The organism is Nostoc sp. C057, from assembly GCF_013393925.1.
GTDB lineage: Bacteria > Cyanobacteriota > Cyanobacteriia > Cyanobacteriales > Nostocaceae > Nostoc > Nostoc muscorum_A.
In genome coordinates this window covers 140,798-165,114 of record NZ_CP040282.1, presented here as the reverse complement: position 1 = coordinate 165,114, position 24,317 = coordinate 140,798, and the positions used below count along the sequence as shown (strand labels likewise).

The window sequence follows — 24,317 nt, the reverse complement described above, 5'->3', positions numbered from 1 at the left end:
CCTCAGAATAGTCCATTAAACCTATCTATAAAGGACTAGGAAAATGACAAGAATAGAGCTTTGTATTGAACGCTTATTGCAGGGGACGTTTGAACTAAAAGCGTTGAACCTGTTGTTTGTATTTCAGGTGAACTGCCCGGGTTGTTTTATCTACGGTTTCCCACTAGTCAATCAGATTTATCGGCAGTATCAGGATAGTGGACTCAATGTCCTGGGACTGGCAACAGCGTTCGAGGATTTTGATTACAACACCGCAGAAAATACTCAATTGCTATTGACAGAAAAGAAGACAGTCGGAGCTACACGAAAGGCTTTAGGAGAGAACTATTCGCAGTCAATCGACTTTCCTATTGCTATGGATTGCCTGATCACAACCGCAAAATTGGAGTCACCAGAAAACATGAAGTTTTTATGCGAGGCGATCGTTGGTTTTGATAACCTTAAGAGAACACAGCAAGATCATCTCCGCCAGAACATAAAAGCCTACTTGCAGAGAACAAAGCAAGCATCGGTAACATTTTCTCTGAATCAACTTCCAGGAACTCCTACATTTCTTTTGGTTGATCAAAACCTGCAATTACTCGAAGGATGGTTCGGACATACTGATGAAGCAACAGTAATTGATTTACTAGAGCGATATACAGGAACTTTAACTGCAATTTGAATTAGGGATTTGGGACTGGGAAGATTCCCAATCAAATCTTAAAATAATTTCTTTCCCAGTCCCGGAACGCCCAGGTTTCACCAAGTTGGCTCACTCGTTGGGGAACCCTGAGCCGAGATCCTTATGAGTCAATAATTAGCCGACAATATTTGATTTTTCACTCCTTAATTATTGACTGAATTGTGGACTCTAGCAATAGTTTTCAAAATGGCAAACCCAAACTTAGAGTGAATTTCTCCTTGAGGATTTTCACATTATTTGGCATACTATAACTAATTATGAATAGTTGGACATCATCCAATAGTTTTGATTGTCTGTAAATTAATAAAACTTTAGAAAATTTAAAATACTTAGATAATTATTTATGTAGTTTTTTGTTTCAAAAAAGCAACATTATTTAACACAAATAGGCTAATTATTTCAAATCAAGTTATTTGTATACGACTTGCTGTACTATTTGATTTTATAAGGTAATAGAAATCAAAAGTAAATAATTGTTACACTATCATGTATTTTATTAGCAATTATTGTTATTTAAGACATTGATTACTAATAGCAACATAATGAATAATTATTTATGACGATTTTACTTAGGTTTTTTAAAAAGTTTATTACCACTCTTACTGAGGGGATAAAAACATGAAGCCCATGTCAGCAATACGGCGGAAAGAGTTTAGTGATAATTTAAACTTAAAAATAGATCAATTACGTCAAGAAAAATCTCCTACACTTATTAACCAACCTATTAGTAAGAATGGTTGGCAAGAACCGTTTTTATCTCCATTAGTAACTGTTCATGCCGCTCTTTTGCGAACTGGCAAGGTTCTTTTTATCGCTGGTTCAGCTACTGACCTAAGAATTTTCGAGCAAACCTGTCCTAATCCTAATACTACTTCCATTAATAGCTGCCCAGCAGATCCCAATGACACCACTGTTTGTCCTCCGTGGGGGTTAACTGACTCTTGTACAGTCTGGGACCCAAATCAAGGTACTTTTTCCCGTCCGCCTGTACCGCTTGATAACACAGGGAAACCAATTGATATTTTCTGTGTTGGTCATTCGTTTCTACCTGATGGTAGGTTATTAGCTGGTGGTGGAACTTCTGGATACGCTCCAGACCGAGGTACAACATCCACTCTTGTTTTCGATCCGATTGACGAAAAATGGATCAAAGTAGCGTCCATGAATAGTGGCCGTTGGTATCCTACTTTCGTAACGCTGGGTAGCGGCAGAGTCTTCAATATGACTGGTATAAACAACCAGGGGAACGATGTTGATTTCAACCCAGAAATCTTTTCTAGATTAGGGTGGACTTCTTTTTCTAAAGCAACAAGCAAGTTCCCAACGTATGCACAGTTATTTCTCCTGAGTGATGGTAGAATATTTTACTCAGGTGGTTCGTTTAATGAAAACGATGTCATCACGTCTCGCATATTAACCTTGCCCAAGGATTTCTCCAAACCAATCAAAGAGCTAGAAGTGCCTGGATTGTATGAAGATCCAAAGAATCTCAATCCTGAAAATCCTGAAGATCAACGCAACCATGCCACTAGTGTATTGCTACCACCTGCCCAAGACCAGAGGGTGATGATTATTGGTGGTGGGTCAAAGTTTACTATCGGCGGTTTGACGACTGAAACAGTATATATTGCGGATCTCAAAGAACCATTACCAACTTATCAGCAAGCACCATCTTTAAGTAGGCCCCGAATGCATGTTAATGCGGTGATTTTGCCAGATCGTACAGTATTTGTTTGTAATGGTAGCACAATAGGTGAAGACACAAAAGTAGCCCTACTGCCAAGCGAAATATATAATCCCGCTACAAATACTTGGACAGTTGTAGAAGCGCAAGGAGTTCCTCATGTCTATCATTCAATAGCATTACTCCTGCCAGATGGAAGCATAGTTACAGGCGGGGGAACTCCTACAGGCGCTTGTAATGAATTACGTATGCAGGTTTATAAACCGTCGTATATGTCGCAGCCACGACCAGCGATCCAAAGCATTCCCGAAAAAATCGGTTATGGTGCAAAATTTACAGTGCAGACTCCTCAAGCAAAAAATATCAAATGGGTCAACTTGATTAGACCAAGTGCAACTACCCATAGTTGCGATACTGAACAACGGCTAGTAGATGTGCGAATCACCTCAAAAGATACCTCCTCCCTCGATGTCAAGATAACACGTAACCGCAACCTAGCCCCACCGGGATGGTACATGCTCTTTATTACTGACAAAAATAATATTCCATCAGTGGCAAGTTGGATTCAATTAACTTAGTACCAAGTTGAAATATCAATCGTTCTACAGGACTATGCTGTATCAAGTGCATTGAACCTGTCTTCTAATCATAAAAACTAAAAATTTTGGGGGTAAAAATATGGCTGTGAAATTAACACGTCGGCAGTTTAATGGGTTAATAATCGCCACTACTACTATAGGTGGACTGGGAGTTTATCCAAGCAGTGTATCTGCACAAACGGCAAAAAAGGGGCTGGTTATTGTTGGTGTGGAGCATGGTGATATTGTCAAAAATTCTCAAGCAAGCATCGTTTCTAACATAGATGCTACCTTAGCATCTGACGACGATTCTAACAGAGAATATGTAGGTAATATTGTCACAGAAGATTACGCTGGAATGATAGAAGACTATACTAAACTACCACCCAGTAATACTCCAGCTAGCTCTATTCAAGCAATTATTTTACGGTTCTTAAATTTAGAAACAGGAAAAATTACTCGTCGGATTGTGAATCAACCAATCCTCTCTCCTGGTGAGCGATTAACTGGTTTAACTTACTTAACTGATGGTACTCTCTTAGTAGCTATTACCCCTGATAGTGCTAGTGCAAATGGATCTGAACCAACTCGTTTCGTAATTCTAAATAAGTCTTCTCAAACTATATCCGTTTCTGGGCTAAAAGTTGATGAAGCACTTGATAGTTTGCTGTTGCTGAAGAGTGGTTCACTTATTGGTCTCGTTACAAAAAAAGATGGTACAGGGCCCGCTCAAATAGTAGATGTTAACCCTAAGACTGGCAAAGTTAGCTTCACTAATCGGATTAGTTTACCCGCAGATCGGAGATTCAGCTGTTTGGCTGAATCTCCCGATGGAACACTTTATACAAGCGTGTTCCGAGCAAATGCTACTACAGAACTATTAAAACTAGACTTGGCACAAAAAACAGTTAATGTTGTGGCAAAATTAACCGTCGATTGTATGTCTTGGTATCATGGTATTCAAAGCCTAATATTCACTCCAGTAGGCCAACTTGTGGCATTAGGTAATCTCGAATATCGATTACCTAATTCCGTTTATACTATAGGAGTGGATACTGGAGTGATGACTAAGGTAAGAGACTTGGAAGCTTCCAGAGCAACACTTTTAACAAGTACATCCACCAACTGGGGAATCAGTTAGGGGAGAAAATCCCATTTTGTGAAAGAGTTACGGAATTGACGCTCTGCGCTCTAAAGAGATTGAGTCGGTATCCGTGTTATTTAGTGCCGCATCGCTGAAAACCCATACTCCGTCTACCTTTGATTCGGAGTAATTTATTGACCAACAAAGAGTTACTAATTAGCTTTCCAGTACCTATCAAATATGAGTCCTATAGTCCAATACCGTTCAGTTAAGCCCAAAAACCTTGGTAAAGACGCGAAATTGTACTTCGTCCCGCTACGCTAACGCGTCTCTACAGGTTTAAAATCAGTACCAAAAATCCTTAACTGAACTGTATTGACTTCTAGTCGCTCGGTGAGTAGTAAATTAGACTTTTCAAACAACCTCTAAAACCCTTACAGAATAGTAATTACGTTAGCGTAGCGGGGCGTAGCCCATTACGAATTACGAATTACGCCAAGGGCTTGTACAAAAAAGCTATTCATCTTCGTCTCCTGATGGTCGTTCGCTCTCGCTTTGTTGGCTGTTCCACTCCAAAACAATACGCTCTAGCATTTCATCCTGCGTACAGTTATTTACAATAGCGTATTCCTTAATTAACTCTGTTACTTTTAGACTAATCTGGCATATATCTAGTGGGTTATTCCTTGCGGTTTTCATGATCTTTTAAGAGAATATTTAAGCAGTTTTGCTGTTTCTGTTACTAACTGCTCCACCAAAGGTTTTTGGATCTACAGACGCAAGAGCCTTCAGTATTGTCAGTAAAAGCGATCGCTGGAATTTATTTTTCTTTTGAAGACATAAATGTTCGTAATTTTTGTATTAGCCTAGCTCCTGTACTATGATTTGGTGTTGTTTGATTTTGTGAATTAGTTGATTAACTACGATACAAAACTTAATTCTTGATGATTTTTGCAATATAAACCTCTTTCAGGAATTAACCAAAAGAATTATTGCCATTCTCTATCCTCAAGTTCCTTTATCGGCAACAATAAGGTGGCTTCAATTTCTTGCCTAATAGCAGCTGTCACTTCACAATTGCTATGCAGGCAATCGAGTAGTAACTGATTAGCATCATAGTAGCGTTGCAACACTTGCTCTTGCTCAGGGTTAAACTGCCACTCGTGGTTAATATTGCGATAATTAATCACTGTCTTGTTTACCTGTTGGGCCCAAGCTGAATAGTTTGTTTGCGACCATAGCTCAAACCGTTGTTGACTTTGACCAGAATTTGGCAATTCGTCAGAGAGTTGTTGCAAGGATTTATGGAGTCCAACATCCAGAACAATACCCAGAATGTTGCTCATAGCTTCTCCGCAGGCGTGGATGTGGGCAAAGTCCTGACTCCCATCAATTGCACACTCTATCAGCAGGTCATCTAATGCCACATCCAGAAACATCCCCTGGTCGAGGCTGCTGGCTAGGGCAAAGTGCGAAGCTATGTGAGGAGTCCGACTCAAGGCTAGGTAAAATGCTCTCACTGTCGCATCTTTGGAGTGGGTAGGAATACTGCGAGATTTTTGGCTAGCCCAGGTCAAAAACTCTTGTAAATAAGCGTCTTGGGCAACGAGTGTATCAATCTGTTGCTTCATCAACAGTACTAGAGAGTCTGCACTCCTGAGCATGGTGGCGGTTAACAAGAAGATTTCGCGCCAGTGGGGGTCGGTGATATGACTGACTAGACCGAATAGCGCTTGCCCAAATGCCTCTAAGTTATGGCTGGCAACGATTTTCCTCGCTGTGAAGTATTCTTGAAATGCTAGATAGGAAAAGGAAAAAATTCCCCGCGCCCGTTCTGCCAGTAGTCCATGTTGAGCCTCGATTGACTTCAGCACTGCTTCACTTTCTATTTGCAATTCTTCTGCATCCATTGGCAGGTTGCTTAGATTGTCAATATAATCACCAATGTATTGCTCAACGATGCGTTGCTCAAAAAAGTACTGACCCTGCTCAAATGTCGCGGCTGCAATCTGACTTAATAACTTGAGTTTTTGTGATAATAAAAACCCTCCGTAAACGTCATCCCGTTCAACGCCTCTGGCTTCATCCCATTTGCCTAATAGAAGGTCTAAACCTTCTTTATAAAAGTCAGTCCGCTTAGTCGGAAATTTTTCTTTCCCGTGAAACACCCAACAGGCAAGATGCAGAAATAGGGGTGTAACGACGAGTTGGCGAAATTGCCAATTTTCATCTAATTCCAACTTCTGAATAAACTTAACAGAGTGGGCAAGACCATCTTTTTGGTTGGTCTTGGTAAAGGCCAGAAACCATTTTTGAGCGAAGGCTCGGATTTGTTCTAAGGTAAATGGGGCAATTTCAACATCGGTAAAGCTTCGGAGTCTGAGTTTTTGAGCTGCTGTTCGACAAGTCGCCACGAACCGATTTTTGTGATACTTCTCTGAAAACCTCCGAATCTCGTTTAAGACAGGATTGCTTTGTTGGTTAAGAACTTCATCCATGCCATCAAGCAACAGTAATACCCTACCTTCATTCAGCAAGGTTTCGATGACTGAGGGATCGGAAATTCCGGATGTGATAAATTCCTGGCGGATGTAGTTTAATAGGCTGAACTCGTTGGTAATCTTAGACTCTTGGGCAAAGTTTCTCAGTGTGATGAAGACTGGCACTTGATTTGCCGCAAATGCACTTTGGTTACATTGAATGGCAAGATGTTGCAAAAAGGTGGTTTTACCTACTCCTGGTTTGCCTAGCACCCTGAGCTTGGAGTGTGTTTCAACTGCCTGTGTACCAGGTATTTGTTTCTCGTCAACTTCACCTAAGCCAATACGGTCAAATTCTTTGGGATCAAGGTTTTGCAGATCGGTGATTTCTAACCACTGAAGGCTGGCAATTGACTCCAAAATATTCACATCTATATATATGTCATCAATCGCAACTGGACGGCCGATATCCAATAACTGCAAAATACCACACTGGTCTTGAATTTTGTCGAAGCGTTGCGATCGCACTTTTTCCACTAACTTATTAATATCCGACGCAAGAGGCTGCGCGTATTCTTCTCGTTCCAAAAATTCTGCTGGAGGATTAGTCGCAATCTCCCGCCAATTCAATTCTAAAATCAAACAAATTTCAATAAAGGTATGACGCTCAACTGGACGACCACTCAAAAACCGCCAAATTGGTTGTCTAGTCTTGAGGTTGACTTCTGCTGCTAGATTGTCTTGTGTCCAACCCTTACGGGCAAACGCTCTTTTAGCCTCTTGAATCCCAGTGAGTGATGCTTGGAGCGATCGCTTGACCATAAAAAAAACTTCTAAAAAAAACTTCTAAAATCAAGAACTCAAATTTTTATTAACATCTTTGATCCTAAAGTTTTTTTTGTGGTAATCACTCTCTCCTTGGTTAAGGATATACACGCTTAAGAAAAAATACTCTAGCTCTAGTGAGATGCTGTTACATATATTAATTTTTGTAATAAACTCAAACATTATGAACTTATTTTAATACATTTCAAACTTGAATAAATACTTAATCTCAAGCACCCATCTGTCATGCTCTAGGAAGTACAGATTAAGGGCTGATCAATATTCTTCCTTATTCACTATGATTTTAGCTTGAGGATAAATATGAATTTTTTATTAGTTAGTAAAGTATATAAAATCATTGAGCTTGCTGAATTAATCTATTGCCCAAAGTCATCAGATATCCTGTTTGGCAAAGTAAATATACCAGAAACTTTTCTAGACAAATTGTCTAATTATTTAGAAGATTTTGAAATGACAGGAAGAACATCAATCAGAGTACTACATAAATATATAGACGATTTTTCTTTAGAAGAAAAAGGACAAGTTATAGCCCCAGGGCGAACGCACGGGATTTCTGAAACCCTTGCTGGGCAAGGATCTTGATGAAAAAATAGGCTAAATTAAAAAACGCCAAAACCCTTGCTATTAAAGGATTCTTATACTTTAGATGCGTTTGCCCTGGTTATAGCCCTTATATGGCTTGGTCAATATATATCCTGTGAACAACCATCAGACTTAAACGATTTAACTGCACAAGCACTACATCTCATCCCTCAAAACTATACAACTAGTTATATTATCGAAAAGGCTTTCCTAGCTAAATATCTTCGCTCCGGGCTGAAAAAAATAAATAATAACCACTGCAACAATTAAATTGAATAGCTGCGTGCGGTCTTTTCTATCTGATAGCAGCATTTAATGATGATGTCGCTCCTTCTTTGAAGATATACGACCTATGAATGCAAGATAGAGTGGATGTTTGGGTTGAGCAGGAAACTCATAACTAATAACATCTATAGCATTGTTAAAACAATTCACAATTCGCAATTCGCAATTTGCAATGACGCTCTCTACGAGACGCTAAAAGCGAACGCGGACTCGCTACCGCTACGCCAACGCAATTACGTTTTGCCACGGGGATTTAGACCCCGACCCAAAACGGGCTGCCTGTAGAGGTAGGGGACTTAAACCCCCAAAGTTCGTTAAATAGTTGAGTCCTAACCTTGGTTCCCGTTATGCTTTGGAAATACTAACATATAGTTGATCTTTAGCAAGTCTAAACATTTTGGTAGTGGTAAATATGTAGTGATAATAGAGATTTAATAACTAAAATTATTTATTTTTAACTTTGGATAAAAAGACTAGAAAAATAGTTGGAGTTTACATAGGTGAGCGCAGCGAAGACGGAGCTAGAGGATTATGTAGTGGGGAGAGAGGAGGCTAAGGGTAAATCAATTGAGAACACACATCCTTGATGGGGGAGATCACGAACTGAGAGTATACCCTTGTTTAGCGACACGGAGCGTCGTGAAATTGTTAGCCCAATCCCCACTCCTGATTTATCTGTTCCTATCTGAGAAAAAGGCTTAAAGAGTTCTTCCGTATCACCAGGCGGGAGTCCTCCACATTGATCCTCTATTTCAAGCAAAACACGCTCACCTACAGCCTTACCGCGTATCCATACAATCCCACCCTTCTTGGTGAACTTAATGGCATTTTGAACCAGATTCGATAGGGCAGATATTATTAGGTGACGATCTATTAAAACCTCCAATTCCGGCGCTACCTCAATACGCACCTCAATTGATTTCCCACTTGCTTCAAACCATGCAGTAGCCTCAACTTCACTGACTAGGTGAATAACTCGATATCTCTTATATTGGACAGTTGGGTCGTTCCACAGTCGCACCTCAACAAGTGAACGATCAATAATTTCTCTCATACGCCTATGGGCATTTTCAAGAATACGAGATGTACTTCCATTGGTTCCGACTTTCCCTGTGATTATAAGTTGGGAAGCTAAAGTAGCGGAGGTCAAAGCATTTCGCAACTCATGTGCTAAAAATCCAAGACGTAGAACCTCATCCCGCTCTGCATTCTCGCGCTGACCTCGATTAAACTCTGTAACCGCTTCAGCGATAGCGATATCGAGGCAGAAATTTAATCGATTGAATTCACGAGGGGATGTTATTTCACTACTATTTGCCTGAATATACTGAGTGATAGATTGACAAAGAGCGCCGTAGCCATGAACAACCTGAGAAATGCTGTAGCCAAGTTTTAACGACTCTTTCCCCCGGCGCTCTGCTGCGGCTCTGTGAACACTTTCTATAGAATTGTTATGTGCTTCCCCAGATTCATCTATATCAGCATCAGCACGTAATACCTCAATGAGTTCATCGTAGAACACAGGTAATCCTCTTTCCATTTCGTCGCTCGAACTTCTGGAATCAGCAAGACGCGCGATCTTTTTTGAACACAAGGCGAGAATTTCGTCACGTTCTGCTAATAAAAATTCATGTAACATTATGAATGTTCTTAATTTTAGACTTATTCTAGCATCAGGAGATCGCTAGAACAGCGATCGCACCCACCCCGATCCACCCCAGAACAATTTCTCATCTCCTCGCCGAGGCTAAGTATTTAACCCACATTACGCACGTCATTTTGTAGTATAAAAAGCAATATAAAAATCTGGAAATAGTTACTAAATTATCCGAGTATAAATACTAAATCTCTATTATCACTATATATTTATCACTACGAACATTTTTTCGTTGTCTAAGCTGAATAATGCTACTGTTACAATATCAGATATTGCTGAGGATAACGGTATTATCAACATCATTAAGATAGTGTTAATTACTGCCGGAACAAACGTTAGATAAATAACTTATTTGTCAGGCAGTAATTATCTATAATCGCAGCCCCATTATTGCCTTAATGTATAAACTTAGGTTAGAAATCACTCAAGTCACTTAGTCGTGAACTGTTCCATCGGGCATTTTTGTTCCAGTCAATCCGACTCTCCGCATATTTGCCCCGTCGATATCTGCGCCAGTCAGGTCTGCCTTATCTAAATATGCCCCGTCCATATCTGCCCCAGCTAGCTTTGCTCCTTTCAAGTTAGCTTCACTCAGTTCCGCTCCCCTAAGATCAGCTCCGGTGAGGTCTGTCTCACCTAAGTTTGCCCCCCTCAAGTTGGCTCCACCTAGCTTGACACAGCTTAAATCAGCTCCACTTAAATTTGCTCCCGTTAAGTCTGTTCCACTCAGGTCTGCATCAACCATTTCTGCACTAATTAGGCATACTTCAATCATTCGTGAATCAGCATAAGTTGCCTGATTGAGTTTCGCCTGACTAATATGTGCATCAGTTAGATATGCTCCCTTTAAGTCTTTACCAATCAAGTCCGCTCCCTTTAAGTGAGCCCCAATTAGATTTGCATTAGTCAGACAAACCTGAATTAAGCTTACGTTACTAAAGTCCCGTTCTCCTGCTGCGTATCGTCTCAGAAGTTCTGGAGTTTTCATAAGAAAAAGCAATGATTGCTTATTGAAAGTTAAGTAAATTTTATCAGTTAAACCATAAGTTTATTGTTAACTAATGTAACTAATTATCAATTATCGTCCGAAAGCGATCGCTCATAAGAGTGACTAGCAACTTGGGTTATATCTGCGAAACAGGCTTCAAGAACTAAATATTTTCTCTTCTGCTTTCTCCTAAAAAATCGTTAGGACAACAAAAGGAATTTAAGGAGAGGGAATGGCGTAGGCGCAGCCCGCCGTAGGCATCGCTTTGTTGGTTAATTCCTCAAAGAGAGTTATATTGCTAAATTGATCTGGACTACATTTTGTGTGCGTCGTTAATCAACTTATACAATTCAACTATCCATCCAACTCTTGTATATACTCGATTTCAAACGCCTGATTGTTACACTCTTCACAAGCAGATCAATTAGGAAGCATCTGGAAATCTTTTTGAGAACAGACTGTATATTCATCAAATGAATCTAGGCTTGAAAGTAAACATCTATATCAAACAACACTAATGTCACATACGTTGATTAATTTAACATTGCCAATAGTCATTCAAGAAATTGAGAATGTCTTATATGAGTACCCTGAACATCCTTATCAATTAGCTTTTTCGATTCATGAGTTACGCCAAAAGTTAATTGCCCATATTCTAAGTCATGTCCCTAACCGCTATGTAGTCGAAGGGGTACAGGAATTATCCAGCACCCCCAAAAGCCGCTACTCTTTCCCTCTACAGGAGCGGATACAGATAGAAACAGTGGTTCACGGTAGTATTCTGCATATACTGCGCGAAAACGCTGATTGGCTAAGTCGCCAAATCCTAACTCTGTCTCTTGTTGGGTCAGTTTTGCTCCCTAGTCTGATTCAATAACCTCATGCTTTTGGGCAACAATACAGTAGAGAATATATTTTGCGCTAGGGTCAATATTTGCTTTTACGCTAGCGCAAAGTATGTACTATACTCTGCCGTTTACTATGAGTAAAAATCCCACTAGATAAAAGGTTTCAGAATAAATTTTCTGTGCCGGAATTATCCTGAAGTGTACTAGTTTTTACGACAGCTGCGATATTTTATGTGATAAACCAAACCTCGGTGTGCAAGATCGAAGGAGTCAACAGTAGCCATCCCTTGACCTTTGGCAGTCATCGCAGTATTCACCCGCATATTTACACTGTCACCACAGCCCGACCAAACATCAGCTACTGTCGCCAAGCTATCTCGAACATTATAGTCAGTTTCGCCACCAAAAGTCCGAGAAAAAACTGGGCCGCGGGTACCAGCAAAAAAGTACTCTGCTCTTAGTGTCCCAGTGGTTCCGGGAGCAATATAACCCCGATAATCAGCATCATAAAGGGAAATTTGAAAACCTTGGGGTAATTTGATCGGAATACTCAAATTACAGCTTTTACGCCTTTCTGCGACGACATTTCCGATGGCTGCAAACTTGTCAAATAAAATGGTTAGCTCTTGACCATCGGGACTAACGCTCACACTGGCGGATTCATTGGGACAACCGCTACCACCATAACTTGCACCTAAAATTTCAACTTTGGCATCAGCAAAGGCGGGGCTAACTGAAGCAGTAATTAATGTAACGACAGCAAGAAATACTTTTACAAATTTCATAATTTTTTGATCGCGAATCTACTAACCAGATTTACTGTGACATTCTGCTGTTGGAAATCAAGGTTGAATTGCGTCTAGGTTGTATAAGTTGTACTGAAAGCCTTCAAATCGTTACAAAAATCTCAAATTTAGTTGCTTAAAATTAGGATTCAGAGAGTACTATGGATATCTGAAGGTAGTAGCTATTATGCTCTCCAACACAATAATTAAAATGGAAAGCTTAAAAGCGCTCTCTCGCTACAATATCCTTGCTACTCTATTTTGATTCTGTTACCTACCCAAAGTCGAATTACTGAAAAAATAATGGGAGTGTAAAACAGTATGGTAATAAAACATCAAGAAAAAATTATTACCCTTTGGATTGTTTTCTTGTTGGGACTTCTCTTTCACAGTCAGTTGGGATTAATGCCTCTTTTTCACGGTCTTAGTGTGGCTGACTCCCACGCACAAAGCATAGCAGAAGTTGCCCCGATTATGTGGTTAATGTTGGGCTTTTTTGTCTTCCCGATGGCTGCAATCGTTGCTACTGTGTTTACTGATTCGAGTCGCTACCGAAGCATTCACTTTGGTTTAACCGTATTATATACCGTACTAAATTTTTGCCATCTTGTTGCAGATTCAGTGGTGCAACCGATCGCTTGGTATCAGGTTGTGCTTATGCTGATTTTGTTCATCATCGGTCTGTTACTCAACCTTGTTTCCTTCCAGTGGATGAAAGTTCGTCTGGTTAAGAGACCTCCAAAGAATAATTTATCCCACAAAGAACAAGAGACAGAATTTATTCAAGAATAATGATATATGGGTAGAGGCATACAGATGTATACTTCTACTACAGCCAATTTATATGTTGTAAATATTTTTTAAAATGGAATTACACCATACGAGAGATAAACGCTCAAAAGTTATTAAATAAAGGTTAAAAATAAAATATCTTAGTAAAAATCGTACAACTTATACACTAATCAAACGCTTGATTAAACATGATCTCTAATCTTAGAGTGTCATACTAACCTTTATCAGCAAATTGACAAAGTTTAGTGAAATATATGTTTAATAAAGCTTTATTAACGAATCCTCGCAAATTGAGTATACCTACAACAATCAGTCAATCGATGATGAGTAAGCATTTTTGCCCTAACTGTTCAGACATTTTACTCCGTCATGTGCGTTTGGGAGAACTTTACTGGCGCTGTAGTTACTGCTATGAGGAAATGTCCGTTTAGAAAACGGGGGTGGTACGCTAACGCAAAATTGTTCGCGTAGCGTCTCGCCAAGAAAAGAATGGGAAAATGGTAATAAGAAATTTAATAAACCTGGACCCAATACTTTTCGGATAAACCCAACAATCTCTCTTTTGATCTGGGGAAAGGTTAAAGGGGAAGGGGTAAGGGTTTGAATTTACCTTTACCCCTTCCCCTTTCTCCCTTAACCGAAAAGTATTGAACCTCGACCGAGAGAGTCCTTGCACGGTCGAGGCAATCAAAGCGCCCTCTAGAAAGTGGGCGCTTTGAGTTTATCCACTAGTCTACTGGACAATAGCGCTTCCACTGGACTACTTACCAGTTCCGCTAATGGGGATTTGAAATCATCCATTTTCCCCCAGGGCTAATATGGTCGTGCATTTTTATTGTCAGCTTTACACAGCAAAGATTTTGAAAGTTAAATGGCGGCTTACGACAGCCTCGCTAATTTCACCCCTACTTATTAGTCTTTGGCATTGCACTGTCAAGGGTTTTCGCCAATTCTAAGTTCCTGTTTGGAACGCTTGAGTGCTTCAAATAAAACTTGAATTTGGGTGTAAGCCTCTTTGTGGGAAATTGTACCTTGGTTGCTTAATCCATAGATGTCGCTAATCTGGTGCGTAAATTCCTGTAAATTAGCGTTAAAAAGGAGGTTCTCTAAAGTAAATTTTCCCTTGTAGCTATTCATAAGCTCCTGCTCTAAAGATAATTAAAAAAATTGATTCATTATTGGTTCCTATGCCCATTTGTGTCGAAAACTATAAGTTCAATGAGAACAGGCTTGTTACGTTGGTTGTCGTCAAAACTTATTCGACCGTAATCGCACAGATGTTATTCATAATCTTTCTGTACTGTAATTAGGATTTTCAGCACCAAATATGACTGAAAAAATCGTAGTCTTAGAGGAGGCGAGACTTGTGGGTAGGTCGAATAAAGATTAAAAGATAACCTCCTGATTAGGTCAAATAAAAAGCTCTTTTCCTGTAATATGACAGAGGGTTGTTTGGTTTGCTCATTTAGTGATTGACTACGAGATAAAACGTAAAGCTTTGAAGAACGTATAAGTTAACAGCTTTTACCACCCTTAGACCGTGGCGGAACATCATCAGCATAACGTGATACTACAATTTTTCTTAACCCAAGCGGATTGCACTAGGGTTATTTTTACTGGGGGGTATTTCCAACTGTTCGACATCGTTACTAGGGCTAGGCGCAACACCCAGTAATGTCAAATTTTCTCTAATTGGGCGTTTCTTGAACTCTGCTTCTTGAATATCCCCAAGTATTTGCTTGGTAATGTACTTGGTCTTCTTTCTCCCTTTTTCTTGCCAATGATAATAAGCCTGGGGATAGTCCTTTGCACCCCTAGTAATGGTGCGCCAATGAATAGTGCCGTTACCCTCACCCCAATTTCTGACTCAACGCAATGTATTTCTTGAGAGTTACCGTTCACCGATAAGGTAAAGCTGATCCGCCAGGAGTATTTCGCAGAGAATTAGTATTTGTTGCTATACATCTAGAAAAGCAAGTGTCCAATTAAGGCGGCTATAAAAGGACACTCACCATAACCTACTCAAATTTCTTCTTGAACCAATAAGCCATTCCAGCATGGCAACTCTACCAGACCTTCCGCGATCGCTTACCGCTTTCATACAACGAGTTATTTATTGCACTGTTGCATTGTGTATTTGTCGGATTAACCTATTGTTTACTAGCTGTATCGTCACTTCTGCTGCTTCCAAACAAGGTTGTACTCTCTCTCAACAGCCGCCAGCAGCTTTGCCTGTAAGGATGACAGATACGGTTTAGCTTGTTTCCCCAACCCCTGCAACAGCCAATCTACAGAAGAGTCACGGCTGGCCACTTGATGCAACTGCCGTAACCTCACACATAACTGCTGCATAAAAAAGCAATCTTCATCAAGCAATTCCAGTAACTTCAGGTGTTCAATCTTCACGGTATAGTCGCCGTCCCAAGTCTGGAGTGTACAGCTGTATTCCCCAACGTGACTTACCACGCCCCAATAACCCGCTTTACCCCTCAAGTCTGGATTATCTCTGGGCAGAAGAATGCATATTTCCCCAACGTGGTGAGGATTGGGTACTTTCGTCCTTTCGCGTATCCTATCTACAACATCTTTCACGATACGACCAGAGGGAATCTTATTGCCAGCTTGTTCTACTGCCTGCTGCCAGACATCCGCTTGCACAGCTGGTTCCAACTCTGCTTTCGCCAAAAAGCGCAATTGTCGTTCGTTGGTCGGCATTGGAATTTGCCGACCATTGGTCGGCAAAAACTTTTGAAGATTCTCATAAACCACAGTAGCCGAAATCTTCAAGTACGCCGCGTCACGACTATAATTGAAGCGATCGCGGCAGTATTCTTCAAAAGTCCGGTGCGTGGAACGGTACAGCCGTCTGTCCCTCAACTCCATCAGCGCCTGGCCTGCTGACAAAAATGCCCTTTCTACCTGACGTTCCAATTGCAAGCGTAAGCTTTGTTCTTGGTCGGTCAACTCTCTTACTTCAACAGCCGTCACCGTAATTGTTGCTGAGGCTGGGTTATCCTGCCCAGAATTATTTTCCTTTGCAGAGTCGGTTGCTGGCTTTGGTTCACCAGATGCCACAGGAATAACTTTCTTGCGTCTGGATGGTGGTTTGTTCATTATTCCACCTCCAGGCTGACAGCAGTTGAACAAATATTGAATTGTGTCATCATGGAAATATAGAGTTTTTATTTATGCCCCCAACCTGTATGAAGGATGGGTTTTTCGTTGCTTTTTATATTTTGCACTGATGAAAGAATACTTTGACGAAAATCAGTCCAATACCACAGTTAACAAGAAAGATTTTAGAAGTCAGGAGCCTGAATTCAATTCTGACTTCTGACTTGTGACAAGTGAATTCAATTTCAGCTTATTCTAGAAAATACCCTCTTCAGCACATGGGTAAAACAACGGCTAATGCTTGATTATTTAACGGCGGGTATTGCATTTTGGATGACTTTGTTTGGAGTACAAGAGTCGTTGTTAGAATTTCGCCTGGGTTATCTCGGTCGCTACTGGTTTCTTGCGATTAGTGCTAGCTTACTTCTGAGCTTTTTGCTCTCGGCTCTGGTTATTATCACGCTAATCATTAAATTTGCGGTAGATCCGTTCACTTTTCCAGATAATGTTATTCTTTGTGCGATTGCTGCCTTCATCTTTAGTCTGATGCTCACCTTTTCACAGTGGTTGATACTTCGCCAATCCGAAATGACACCGAGAGTTTTTGCTGGAATTAACACGGTTGTTGGAATTATTGTCTATTTTCTACTGGTGTGGATCAATGAAGGTACTCTGGAGTGGAGTGGCAATCCCATTAACGGCTGGAAAACTGCCCTCGTCTTTTTAGCTGGTGGCGTAATTACCGGAACAGCCACAGGTAAGGCTTTGGATTTCTATTGTGAGCGAGTAGAACAGCGATTAATTCAGCTTGAGAGAGACAAGGTAGCAAGAGAAACCAGAGAGAGAGAACGGATAGAAATAGAAAGAATAGAAAGAGAAAAACAAGAAATAGAAAAGCTAGAAAGGGAAGCCCTAGAAAGAAAAAGGATCTCAAGAGAAATCGCTTTGGAGGAGGAAAGAAAGTGGTATGAAGAACATGGTGATGATGATTTCGATTATGAAGATGAAGATGATGAAGAATAATATCTTGACTTCGTGTTATCAGTTATCCAAAATACTACAATCTTAACCCTACAATTGTTAGCTTCGACAACTATTCAATCAAAGTATATATTTAATATGGCTATCAAACACCCTTTTTTACTTGCACTGTTAACGCTCTCCATTATCTGTGTTGGTACGAGTTCTGGCTCTGCACTACTGACAGATATTGCTCAACAAACAGACAACCAAAAGTCCCCATCGATTATTTTCTTCCTGCCCAAAGAACGACCTCAGACCGGAGTCGGTTGGGAAATCACTACCACTTCTGGGAAGGCAGAACTAGCCTTGGCGAAACATTTGGTGAACATCGGTGCAAAAGAATACGTCGCTTGGTGGTGTCCTCACTGTCATGAACAAAAATTACTCTTTGGTAAAGAAGCCTACCAGATCATCAACAACAGCATCAAGGTGGAGTGCGATAAGAGAGGTATCAATCCCCACCCAGATTTGTGCAATGCGGCAAAAGTCCCCGGTGTACCAACTTGGGTTATCAATGGACATCAGTATAGCGGCGTGCAAAACCTTAAGGATCTTGCGAAAGCTTCTGGCTACAAGGGGGATATGAACTTTCGTTACATCCAAAGCGAATAAGGAGTATATTTGCTTTTTATACCAATTTAATGTGAAGTTGCACATATCTTGATACCCCTAAATCCACCCTGTTTATTAAGCTACCGTGTATACACAAGTCGGATGTTAAGTAGGTGCAGAGGATTTTTGAGAAGCAAAAACTATGGATAATCCAATCTTAATTCACGCTTCGACGACACCAGGAAGGGTATTTGGAGACCCAAGGCTGATAAAAAGGGGGCAGCATTATACGAGGCGATTCGTAAGCACCAATCGATAAATATCCGGCAAATCAGTCGAAATTGGGCAGAACAGATGGGTTATTATCGGTTTTTGGAGAATGAAAACGTAACATTATCAGAACTAGTACGTAGCCTTTCGGATGATTGCGAGTTTCATCTGGCAAAACGACACGTATTGGCGATTAGCGATACTAGCGAGATTAACTTGCAGTCTCATGCAGGTAGGCTGTCACCGTCAGGATTAGGAGTAGTAGGCAATAACACAGATGTCGGGTTTTATATCCATCCAACATTGGTATTAGATGGTGAGAGTGGATTTCCACTGGGGTTAAGCACAGTAAAACTGTGGAGCCGAGCTATAAACCATGCAGATAAACATCAGCGAGACTATCAAAATTTACCAATTGAGCAGAAAGAATCTTACAAATGGTTAGCATCGGCATCCAGTAGTAAGCGATGCTTTGAAGTGGGTGGAGCAAAAATGGTAACTCATATTGGCGACCGCGAATCGGATTTATTTGAGGAATTTGCAACTGTACCCAATAAAAATAATCATTTACTGATAAGAGCTTGCCAAGATCGTCGATTGTTAGGGCGGTCTGAATCACTATTCGACTACTTAAGTCAGCAGCCTTGTGAAGGTACTTATATAATTAACGTTCCCGCAGACTCACGTCGAAAGCGAATGCCAAGAGAAGCAATGCTTATTGTTCGTTGTGGACAAGTTGAGATTCAACGCCCCGATAAATTAGGCGTTTTTGGCTATCCTCCTAGTGTTACCCTTTTTGCTGTTGAAGCTCTGGAAGTCCAACCACCCGCAGGACAAGAACCGATTCATTGGCGGTTGCTGACAACTCACGTTGTTGTCTGCTTGGAACAGGCACTGCAAGTCATTAAGTGGTACGGATGGCGATGGAAGATTGAACAACTTTTTGCCACTCTCAAAAAAGCTGGATTGAATATCGAAGCGACTCAGTTAGAGTCTAGTATTGCAATCCAACGCCTAACAATCCTTGCTTTGTCCGTAGCCGTGCGAACCTTACAAATGGTTGAGGGACGCGATAATACTCAACTTTCTGCCGAGCTTACCTTTTGTCAAAAGCAGCAGCAATGCTTATTAGGACTTCAATCTTCTGTTGAAGGCGATACCAAAAAATTACAAAATCCTTATCCACGGGGTTGTTTGCCCTGGGCTACTTGGATCATTGCTCGACTTGGTGGATGGTCTGGTTATACCTCTGGTAGGCCTCCTGGAATGCCTACCCTTGTTCATGGTTTAAGACAATTTGAATCCATCTTTATCGGCTGGAAACTCGCTCTGGATGGACTTGTGTATACACGGTAGGTTTATTAAGGGGGGCTAGGGGGGATCGAATTCTATGCAGCTTCATAAAAAATTGGTATTAAGCTGAAGGCAAAGTATTTGGTGGTTGAGAAAGTTGAGCAAATATGTTTAAAGATTGATCGTTTGAGCAACTGACAGTCATAAGCTTTCCTGTTTATCAAAATTTTATAAGGTATTAAACATCTAATATCAAGTTAATAAATGTTGGCAGCTTAAGTTCACGATAAAAATCATGATTTTCCCTTGCTAAGGTAATCCGAAATTAGCAATTCTGACAAAAGAAGGTTTTGTCGCAACAAACTACTTTTGTCAGTAGTTAGCAACGCTGTCAATAATAGTACGAGCAACTGCTTTCAATGAAGAACAATTGTCTGTTGTGTTTCCTGTGTTCCCGATTTAGCTGAGTTTCCCTAATTTCTATGAGTTACAAAAAATACGTTGCTGGCATTGCAAACATTGCCAAACTAAAGCACCAATATTCCTTACATATTTGTAGTACATTAGCTTACAAGCAAAGGCAGTATCCGCAATCGTAACCTACAGATACTAGATAGTGCTAACTTAAACACCTTTTATCTATCTTTAATACTTAAAGTGCGTGCAATGTGTTGCAGAGATGGTTGTAATCAAGAGATGCAATAATACTTGGGGCGATCGCGGTTGATAGTCATGTAGAAAAAAGTTTATAACTATGACTCATTTTGGTATCCTCTGTCCACCCAGCACTGGACATCTTAACCCAATGACAGCATTGGGGCAAGAATTACAAAGACGTGGACACTGTGTCACTCTATTTGGAATTGCTGATGCTAAATCTAAGGCACTAGCAGCGGGACTAAATTTTTGCATGATAGGAGAGTCTCAGCATCCTTATGGAGCAACCGCACAGTCTCTAGCAAAGTTGGGGCAATTAAGCGGTTTTACCGCTTTGCAATATACTATGATCTTGATGAAAGAAGGAATAAATCTTCTACTTAGCGAAGCACCGCAAGCTATTAAAGCAGCTAGTGTAGAAGCGTTGTTAGTAGATCAACTTACAGTGGAAGGTGAGACTATTGCAGAATTTCTGCAAATTCCTTTTATTACTGTTTGCAATGCTTTGCCAGTTAACCAAGAAGCCAGCATTCCACCTTTTTTCACATCTTGGAGCTATAACACAGCATTGTGGGCACGTCTACGTAATAGAGCAGCTTATTTGCTGACGAGACAGCTCACAAAACCACTTACTCAAGTTTTAGACATATATCGGCAAAAGTGGAGCTTGCCACTCTACTCTCAAGCACCTCACAAAGATAGCTTTTCTCAACTTGCACAACTGAGTCAATTGCCACAAGAGCTTGACTTCCCAAGGCAGTCTTTGCCCAAGTGCTTTCATTTCACTGGCCCTTACCAAGATCCAACTGGACGAGAACCCACACCTTTTCCGTATGAAAAGTTGACTGGACAACGGTTAATTTATGCTTCGCTTGGAACTATACAAAATCAATTACTAGAAATTTTTCACACTATTGCCTTAGCTTGCATTGGCTTAGATGTCCAACTAGTAATTTCTCTTGGTGGGTCTAGTGGTTCAGAATTAATACAAGGATTACCTGGCTCTCCGTTAGTTGTTAACTATGCACCTCAACTGGAACTACTGAAAAAGACAACCCTTACCGTTACCCATGCAGGCTTGAACACGGTTTTAGAATCTTTAAGCAACAGTATACCTATGCTAGCTATCCCAATTGCTAATGACCAGCCAGCAGTAGCAGCACGTTTAGCTTGGGCAGGGGCTGGAGAAGTTGTGCCTTTATCTCAATTAACTGTTCCCCGTCTACAAACGAGCATCCAGCAGTTAATGACAGAGGATTCCTACAAAAAAAATGCTTGTAGATTACAAACAGCTATTCGTCGCGCTGGAGGAGTCAGTCGTGCTGCCGATATTGTGGAACAGGTAATAAATACAGGAAAGCCTGTTTTTTCCTAGCGTGGCAAAACTAGCTAGAGCAAAAACTTAAACGTAGTAAATTCGTTATTATTGAAAATTTTGGTTTACCTATTTACGCCTATTTCAATCATGAAAAATCTACTCTAGCGAGTTTTACCAATCTAGGTTTTTTCTCCTCTCGCAAATAAGTAATATTGCTAGCGAGTAATCTACATAAAAAGTGAAAGTACACTTCTGAGCTTAATTCAGATGAGAATGTCAAAAAGTAGATTTTATGTTTTTTATATTAGTACCTTCCACTACCTGTTATCTTCGTCCCAAGCTGTTGCACAAATCGTCCCTGATGTTTCGTTACCTAATAATTCTCAAGTCACGAATCAGGGTAATATCACCACTATTGATGGAGGTACGAAAGCAGGTAATAATCTGTTCCACAGCTTTGAAAAGTTTTCTCTTACAACTAGAGACACTGCTTACTTCAACAATTCAACTGATATTCAGAATATCTTTAGTCGGGTAACAGGTTCATCCATATCAAATATTGACGGCATACTTCGAGCTAACGGTACTGCTAACCTGTTCTTGATAAATCCCAACGGGATTATTTTTGGCCCTAATGCTTCACTAAATCTTGGTGGTTCATTTATTGCTAGTACGGCAAATAGCATTAACTTTGCTGATAAATTTTACTTCAGTGCCACAAATCTCAAAACTACACCCTTACTAACTATTAGTGTTCCAGTTGGTTTGCAAGTGGGAAGCAATCCAGGGGCAATTATTGTGCAAGGTACAGGCCATAGTTTAACTGTTTCTACCCCCTTATTTTCGCCCATTTTAGGGTCTGCTACTAACTCTAATAGTCTACAGGTGTCTGAAGGAAAAACCCTCGCTTTGATAGGAGGTAATGTTGACCTAGTGGGAGGTATTTTGACGGCTCCTGGAGGACGGATTGAAATAGGCAGTGTCAGTTCCAGTGGGGTTAAGCTCAATCCCGCTTCTAATGGGTGGATTTTGAATTACAAGGATGTACAAAATTTTCAGGATATTAGATTATCTCAACAAGCTTTAGTAGACGCTAGTGGTATCGGTAGCAGTTCAATTCATCTAACCGGCAAGCAAATTTCACTAGCCGATGGTTCGATAGCATTAATTCAAAACCAAGGAACTCAAGCAAGGGCAAGTATAAATGCAAATGCCCTTGACTCCATAAAATTAAGTGGCACTTCCTCTGATGGAAAGATTGCCAGTGGGTTGTTAAGTGAAAATTTAGCAGCAAATACAGGTGATATTGAAGTGTCGGCAAAGAACTTAATTATTCAAAATGGAGCAGCTATATATGCTAAAACTTTCACAGAAGGAAACGGTAGCAATATAATTTTGAATACCTCAGAATCGACGCAAATAACCGGTTTCTCTTCTATTGATCCTACTAAGGTTAGTGGAATTGGTACTTATACTTTCTCTTCTGGTAATAGCGGAAATATCAGAATTAACACAGGAAAATTAGCACTTTTAAATGGAGGAACAGTAATATCTGGAACATTTGGAGCGGGTAAGGGAGGAAATTTAACTATTAATGCCAATGAGGGAGTTCAATTAAGTGGATTTAATCCTTTTGTTTCTCTGGCATCAAGCCAATTAGGTGTTGGAGCTTTTAGTACTGGAAATGCTGGTATTTTAACAGTTAATGCACCAAAGGTTCTTTTACAAAATGGCAGTAATATTAATTCTTACACTTTAGGAAAGGGGAATGCCGGGAATGTTGTAGTTAATGCTTACAATTCTATAGATATAACGCGAGAAACCTCTGATGGATTAGTTTATGACCAACCTTTTGGTATATCATCAACCGCAGCTTTTATTTCTACTGCACTACAACAATTACTAGGATTGCCACCAGCTACTAATGGAAATGCTGGTGATGTGACAATCAATACTAACCGATTAACTCTCAGAGATGGCACTCTAGTTAATGTAAGTAATTTTGGATCTGGTAATGCCGGAAATTTAAAAATTAATGCTAACAATATTAACTTAGATAACTCAAATATTGGAGCAGCAACTGCGTCAGGACAAGGAGGGAATATTTTCTTGCAAGCAAATAGTTTATTAGTACGTCGTAATAGTACTATCAATGCTACATCAAGTGACCCAGACTTAATCTCTGCCCTTGCTGCAAACTCTGGCTCTAGTGTAACAGGCTCCGCAAATGGCGGTAATATCATTATTGATACCAATCTTTTGATTGTCATAGAAAACAGTAAGATTACAGCCAATGCCTTTAAAGGAAGAGGCGGTAATATCAACATCAATGCTCTCGGATTCTTTTCTTCTCCTGATAGCAAAATTACAGCTAGTTCAGAATTCGGATTGAATGGTAATATCCAGATCAACGCTTTGGATAATAATTCTGGCATCAATAAAGCTGCACCAGAAAGGATTCCAACAACTCCTCAAATTACCCCAGCTTGCCAAAAACAAGTAGGCACAGGAACCAGTAGCTTTGCTGTTAGTAGTCGCAATCTACAATCTAAGCCTAACGACCTAATACATAACAATATTGAACAAAGTAACTCTTTTCCTATTTCAGGTATTAATAATCTGTATAATCCAAAATCATTAAGAAGTGATCAACCTACACAAATCATAGAAGCCAACGCTTTGATTCGGGATTCTCAAGGGAATTTTGTTTTGACGACAGACCAAGCAAATTTAGCTTTGGATGATGCTTCACTATCTGCAAGTTCTTGTTTTTCAGTATTTCAGTGATAAAAAGAT

General features: G+C 40.2%; 19 protein-coding genes. 12 read left to right on the top strand and 7 right to left on the bottom strand.

The window, feature by feature from the left end:
• The first annotated feature begins 43 nt into the window (after positions 1-43).
• The 3 genes from FD724_RS32375 (at position 44) to FD724_RS32365 (ending at position 4,088) form a co-directional block, all read left to right on the top strand.
• Positions 44-664 carry a hypothetical protein gene (locus FD724_RS32375; protein WP_179075821.1) on the top strand — a complete coding sequence of 207 codons (621 nt, stop codon included), beginning with the start codon at positions 44-46 and terminating at the stop codon, positions 662-664.
• Between the two features lie 639 nt (positions 665-1,303).
• Positions 1,304-2,947 (top strand): glyoxal oxidase, encoded by a 1,644-nt coding sequence (locus tag FD724_RS32370; protein ID WP_256874620.1) that lies wholly within the window; start codon positions 1,304-1,306, stop codon positions 2,945-2,947.
• A 100-nt stretch (positions 2,948-3,047) separates the two neighbouring features.
• A complete protein-coding gene (locus FD724_RS32365) occupies positions 3,048-4,088 on the top strand; it encodes a hypothetical protein (RefSeq protein WP_179075820.1) in 1,041 nt (346 codons plus the stop codon).
• Between the two features lie 459 nt (positions 4,089-4,547).
• Here the strand turns inward: FD724_RS32365 and FD724_RS32360 are convergent, their stop codons facing one another.
• Complete coding sequence (locus tag FD724_RS32360; RefSeq protein WP_179075819.1) at positions 4,548-4,730, bottom strand: hypothetical protein; 183 nt, start codon at positions 4,728-4,730, stop codon at positions 4,548-4,550.
• A gap of 290 nt (positions 4,731-5,020) precedes the next feature.
• The gene (locus FD724_RS32355; protein WP_179075818.1) at positions 5,021-7,333 is read right to left on the bottom strand and encodes an NACHT domain-containing NTPase; all 2,313 of its coding nucleotides are present in this window, start codon (positions 7,331-7,333) and stop codon (positions 5,021-5,023) included.
• 324 nt (positions 7,334-7,657) lie between these two features.
• Between FD724_RS32355 and FD724_RS32350 the strand changes: the two genes are divergently transcribed.
• A complete protein-coding gene (locus FD724_RS32350; RefSeq protein WP_179075817.1) occupies positions 7,658-7,939 on the top strand; it encodes a hypothetical protein in 282 nt (93 codons plus the stop codon).
• A gap of 36 nt (positions 7,940-7,975) precedes the next feature.
• Positions 7,976-8,209, top strand: a complete 234-nt coding sequence (locus tag FD724_RS32345; RefSeq protein ID WP_179075816.1) for a DUF3775 domain-containing protein — start codon at positions 7,976-7,978, stop codon at positions 8,207-8,209.
• Positions 8,210-8,753: 544 nt separating this feature from the next.
• On the opposite strand, the gene FD724_RS32340 is transcribed toward FD724_RS32345, so the two are convergent.
• A complete protein-coding gene (locus FD724_RS32340; RefSeq protein WP_179075815.1) occupies positions 8,754-9,863 on the bottom strand; it encodes a sensor histidine kinase KdpD in 1,110 nt (369 codons plus the stop codon).
• Between the two features lie 451 nt (positions 9,864-10,314).
• Positions 10,315-10,869, bottom strand: a complete 555-nt coding sequence (locus FD724_RS32335; RefSeq protein WP_179075814.1) for a pentapeptide repeat-containing protein — start codon at positions 10,867-10,869, stop codon at positions 10,315-10,317.
• A gap of 517 nt (positions 10,870-11,386) precedes the next feature.
• Between FD724_RS32335 and FD724_RS32330 the strand changes: the two genes are divergently transcribed.
• On the top strand, positions 11,387-11,746 hold the full coding sequence (locus FD724_RS32330) for a hypothetical protein (protein WP_179075813.1): 360 nt from the start codon (positions 11,387-11,389) through the stop codon (positions 11,744-11,746).
• A 174-nt stretch (positions 11,747-11,920) separates the two neighbouring features.
• Here FD724_RS32330 and FD724_RS32325 read toward each other — a convergent pair whose 3' ends face one another.
• Positions 11,921-12,502, bottom strand: coding sequence for a DUF4360 domain-containing protein (locus tag FD724_RS32325; protein ID WP_179075812.1), 582 nt, complete (start codon positions 12,500-12,502; stop codon positions 11,921-11,923).
• A gap of 321 nt (positions 12,503-12,823) precedes the next feature.
• On the opposite strand from FD724_RS32325, the gene FD724_RS32320 reads away from it, so the two are divergent.
• Positions 12,824-13,294, top strand: a complete 471-nt coding sequence (locus FD724_RS32320) for a hypothetical protein (protein ID WP_179075811.1) — start codon at positions 12,824-12,826, stop codon at positions 13,292-13,294.
• A 933-nt stretch (positions 13,295-14,227) separates the two neighbouring features.
• Here FD724_RS32320 and FD724_RS32315 read toward each other — a convergent pair.
• Together FD724_RS32315 and FD724_RS32310 are read right to left on the bottom strand one after the other, a co-directional pair.
• Positions 14,228-14,431, bottom strand: a complete 204-nt coding sequence (locus FD724_RS32315; RefSeq protein ID WP_179075810.1) for a hypothetical protein — start codon at positions 14,429-14,431, stop codon at positions 14,228-14,230.
• Positions 14,432-15,466: 1,035 nt separating this feature from the next.
• Positions 15,467-16,408 carry a hypothetical protein gene (locus tag FD724_RS32310; RefSeq protein ID WP_179075809.1) on the bottom strand — a complete coding sequence of 314 codons (942 nt, stop codon included), beginning with the start codon at positions 16,406-16,408 and terminating at the stop codon, positions 15,467-15,469.
• Positions 16,409-16,705: 297 nt separating this feature from the next.
• Between FD724_RS32310 and FD724_RS32305 the strand changes: the two genes are divergently transcribed.
• From FD724_RS32305 to FD724_RS32285, 5 genes are all read left to right on the top strand, one after another.
• Positions 16,706-17,431, top strand: coding sequence for a hypothetical protein (locus FD724_RS32305; RefSeq protein ID WP_179075808.1), 726 nt, complete (start codon positions 16,706-16,708; stop codon positions 17,429-17,431).
• Positions 17,432-17,527: 96 nt separating this feature from the next.
• On the top strand, positions 17,528-18,043 hold the full coding sequence (locus FD724_RS32300) for a hypothetical protein (protein ID WP_179075807.1): 516 nt from the start codon (positions 17,528-17,530) through the stop codon (positions 18,041-18,043).
• A 237-nt stretch (positions 18,044-18,280) separates the two neighbouring features.
• The gene (locus FD724_RS32295) at positions 18,281-19,609 is read left to right on the top strand and encodes an IS4 family transposase (protein WP_179075888.1); all 1,329 of its coding nucleotides are present in this window, start codon (positions 18,281-18,283) and stop codon (positions 19,607-19,609) included.
• Positions 19,610-20,300: 691 nt separating this feature from the next.
• Complete coding sequence (locus FD724_RS32290; RefSeq protein WP_179075806.1) at positions 20,301-21,578, top strand: glycosyltransferase; 1,278 nt, start codon at positions 20,301-20,303, stop codon at positions 21,576-21,578.
• 216 nt (positions 21,579-21,794) lie between these two features.
• Positions 21,795-24,308: a filamentous hemagglutinin N-terminal domain-containing protein gene (locus FD724_RS32285; protein WP_179075805.1), complete on the top strand. Its 2,514-nt coding sequence runs from the start codon at positions 21,795-21,797 to the stop codon at positions 24,306-24,308.
• Positions 24,309-24,317 lie beyond the last annotated feature (9 nt).

Coding starts and splice junctions, on each gene's coding strand:
- FD724_RS32290 (WP_179075806.1), top strand. CDS start 20,301: ATGACTCATTTTGGTATCCTCTGTCCACCCAGCACTGGACATCTTAAC.
- FD724_RS32355 (WP_179075818.1), bottom strand. CDS start 7,333: ATGGTCAAGCGATCGCTCCAAGCATCACTCACTGGGATTCAAGAGGCT.
- FD724_RS32320 (WP_179075811.1), top strand. CDS start 12,824: ATGGTAATAAAACATCAAGAAAAAATTATTACCCTTTGGATTGTTTTC.
- FD724_RS32360 (WP_179075819.1), bottom strand. CDS start 4,730: ATGAAAACCGCAAGGAATAACCCACTAGATATATGCCAGATTAGTCTA.
- FD724_RS32375 (WP_179075821.1), top strand. CDS start 44: ATGACAAGAATAGAGCTTTGTATTGAACGCTTATTGCAGGGGACGTTT.
- FD724_RS32370 (WP_256874620.1), top strand. CDS start 1,304: ATGAAGCCCATGTCAGCAATACGGCGGAAAGAGTTTAGTGATAATTTA.
- FD724_RS32350 (WP_179075817.1), top strand. CDS start 7,658: ATGAATTTTTTATTAGTTAGTAAAGTATATAAAATCATTGAGCTTGCT.
- FD724_RS32330 (WP_179075813.1), top strand. CDS start 11,387: ATGTCACATACGTTGATTAATTTAACATTGCCAATAGTCATTCAAGAA.
- FD724_RS32310 (WP_179075809.1), bottom strand. CDS start 16,408: ATGAACAAACCACCATCCAGACGCAAGAAAGTTATTCCTGTGGCATCT.
- FD724_RS32285 (WP_179075805.1), top strand. CDS start 21,795: ATGTCAAAAAGTAGATTTTATGTTTTTTATATTAGTACCTTCCACTAC.
- FD724_RS32300 (WP_179075807.1), top strand. CDS start 17,528: ATGGCTATCAAACACCCTTTTTTACTTGCACTGTTAACGCTCTCCATT.
- FD724_RS32315 (WP_179075810.1), bottom strand. CDS start 14,431: ATGAATAGCTACAAGGGAAAATTTACTTTAGAGAACCTCCTTTTTAAC.
- FD724_RS32340 (WP_179075815.1), bottom strand. CDS start 9,863: ATGTTACATGAATTTTTATTAGCAGAACGTGACGAAATTCTCGCCTTG.
- FD724_RS32365 (WP_179075820.1), top strand. CDS start 3,048: ATGGCTGTGAAATTAACACGTCGGCAGTTTAATGGGTTAATAATCGCC.
- FD724_RS32325 (WP_179075812.1), bottom strand. CDS start 12,502: ATGAAATTTGTAAAAGTATTTCTTGCTGTCGTTACATTAATTACTGCT.
- FD724_RS32305 (WP_179075808.1), top strand. CDS start 16,706: ATGCTTGATTATTTAACGGCGGGTATTGCATTTTGGATGACTTTGTTT.
- FD724_RS32335 (WP_179075814.1), bottom strand. CDS start 10,869: ATGAAAACTCCAGAACTTCTGAGACGATACGCAGCAGGAGAACGGGAC.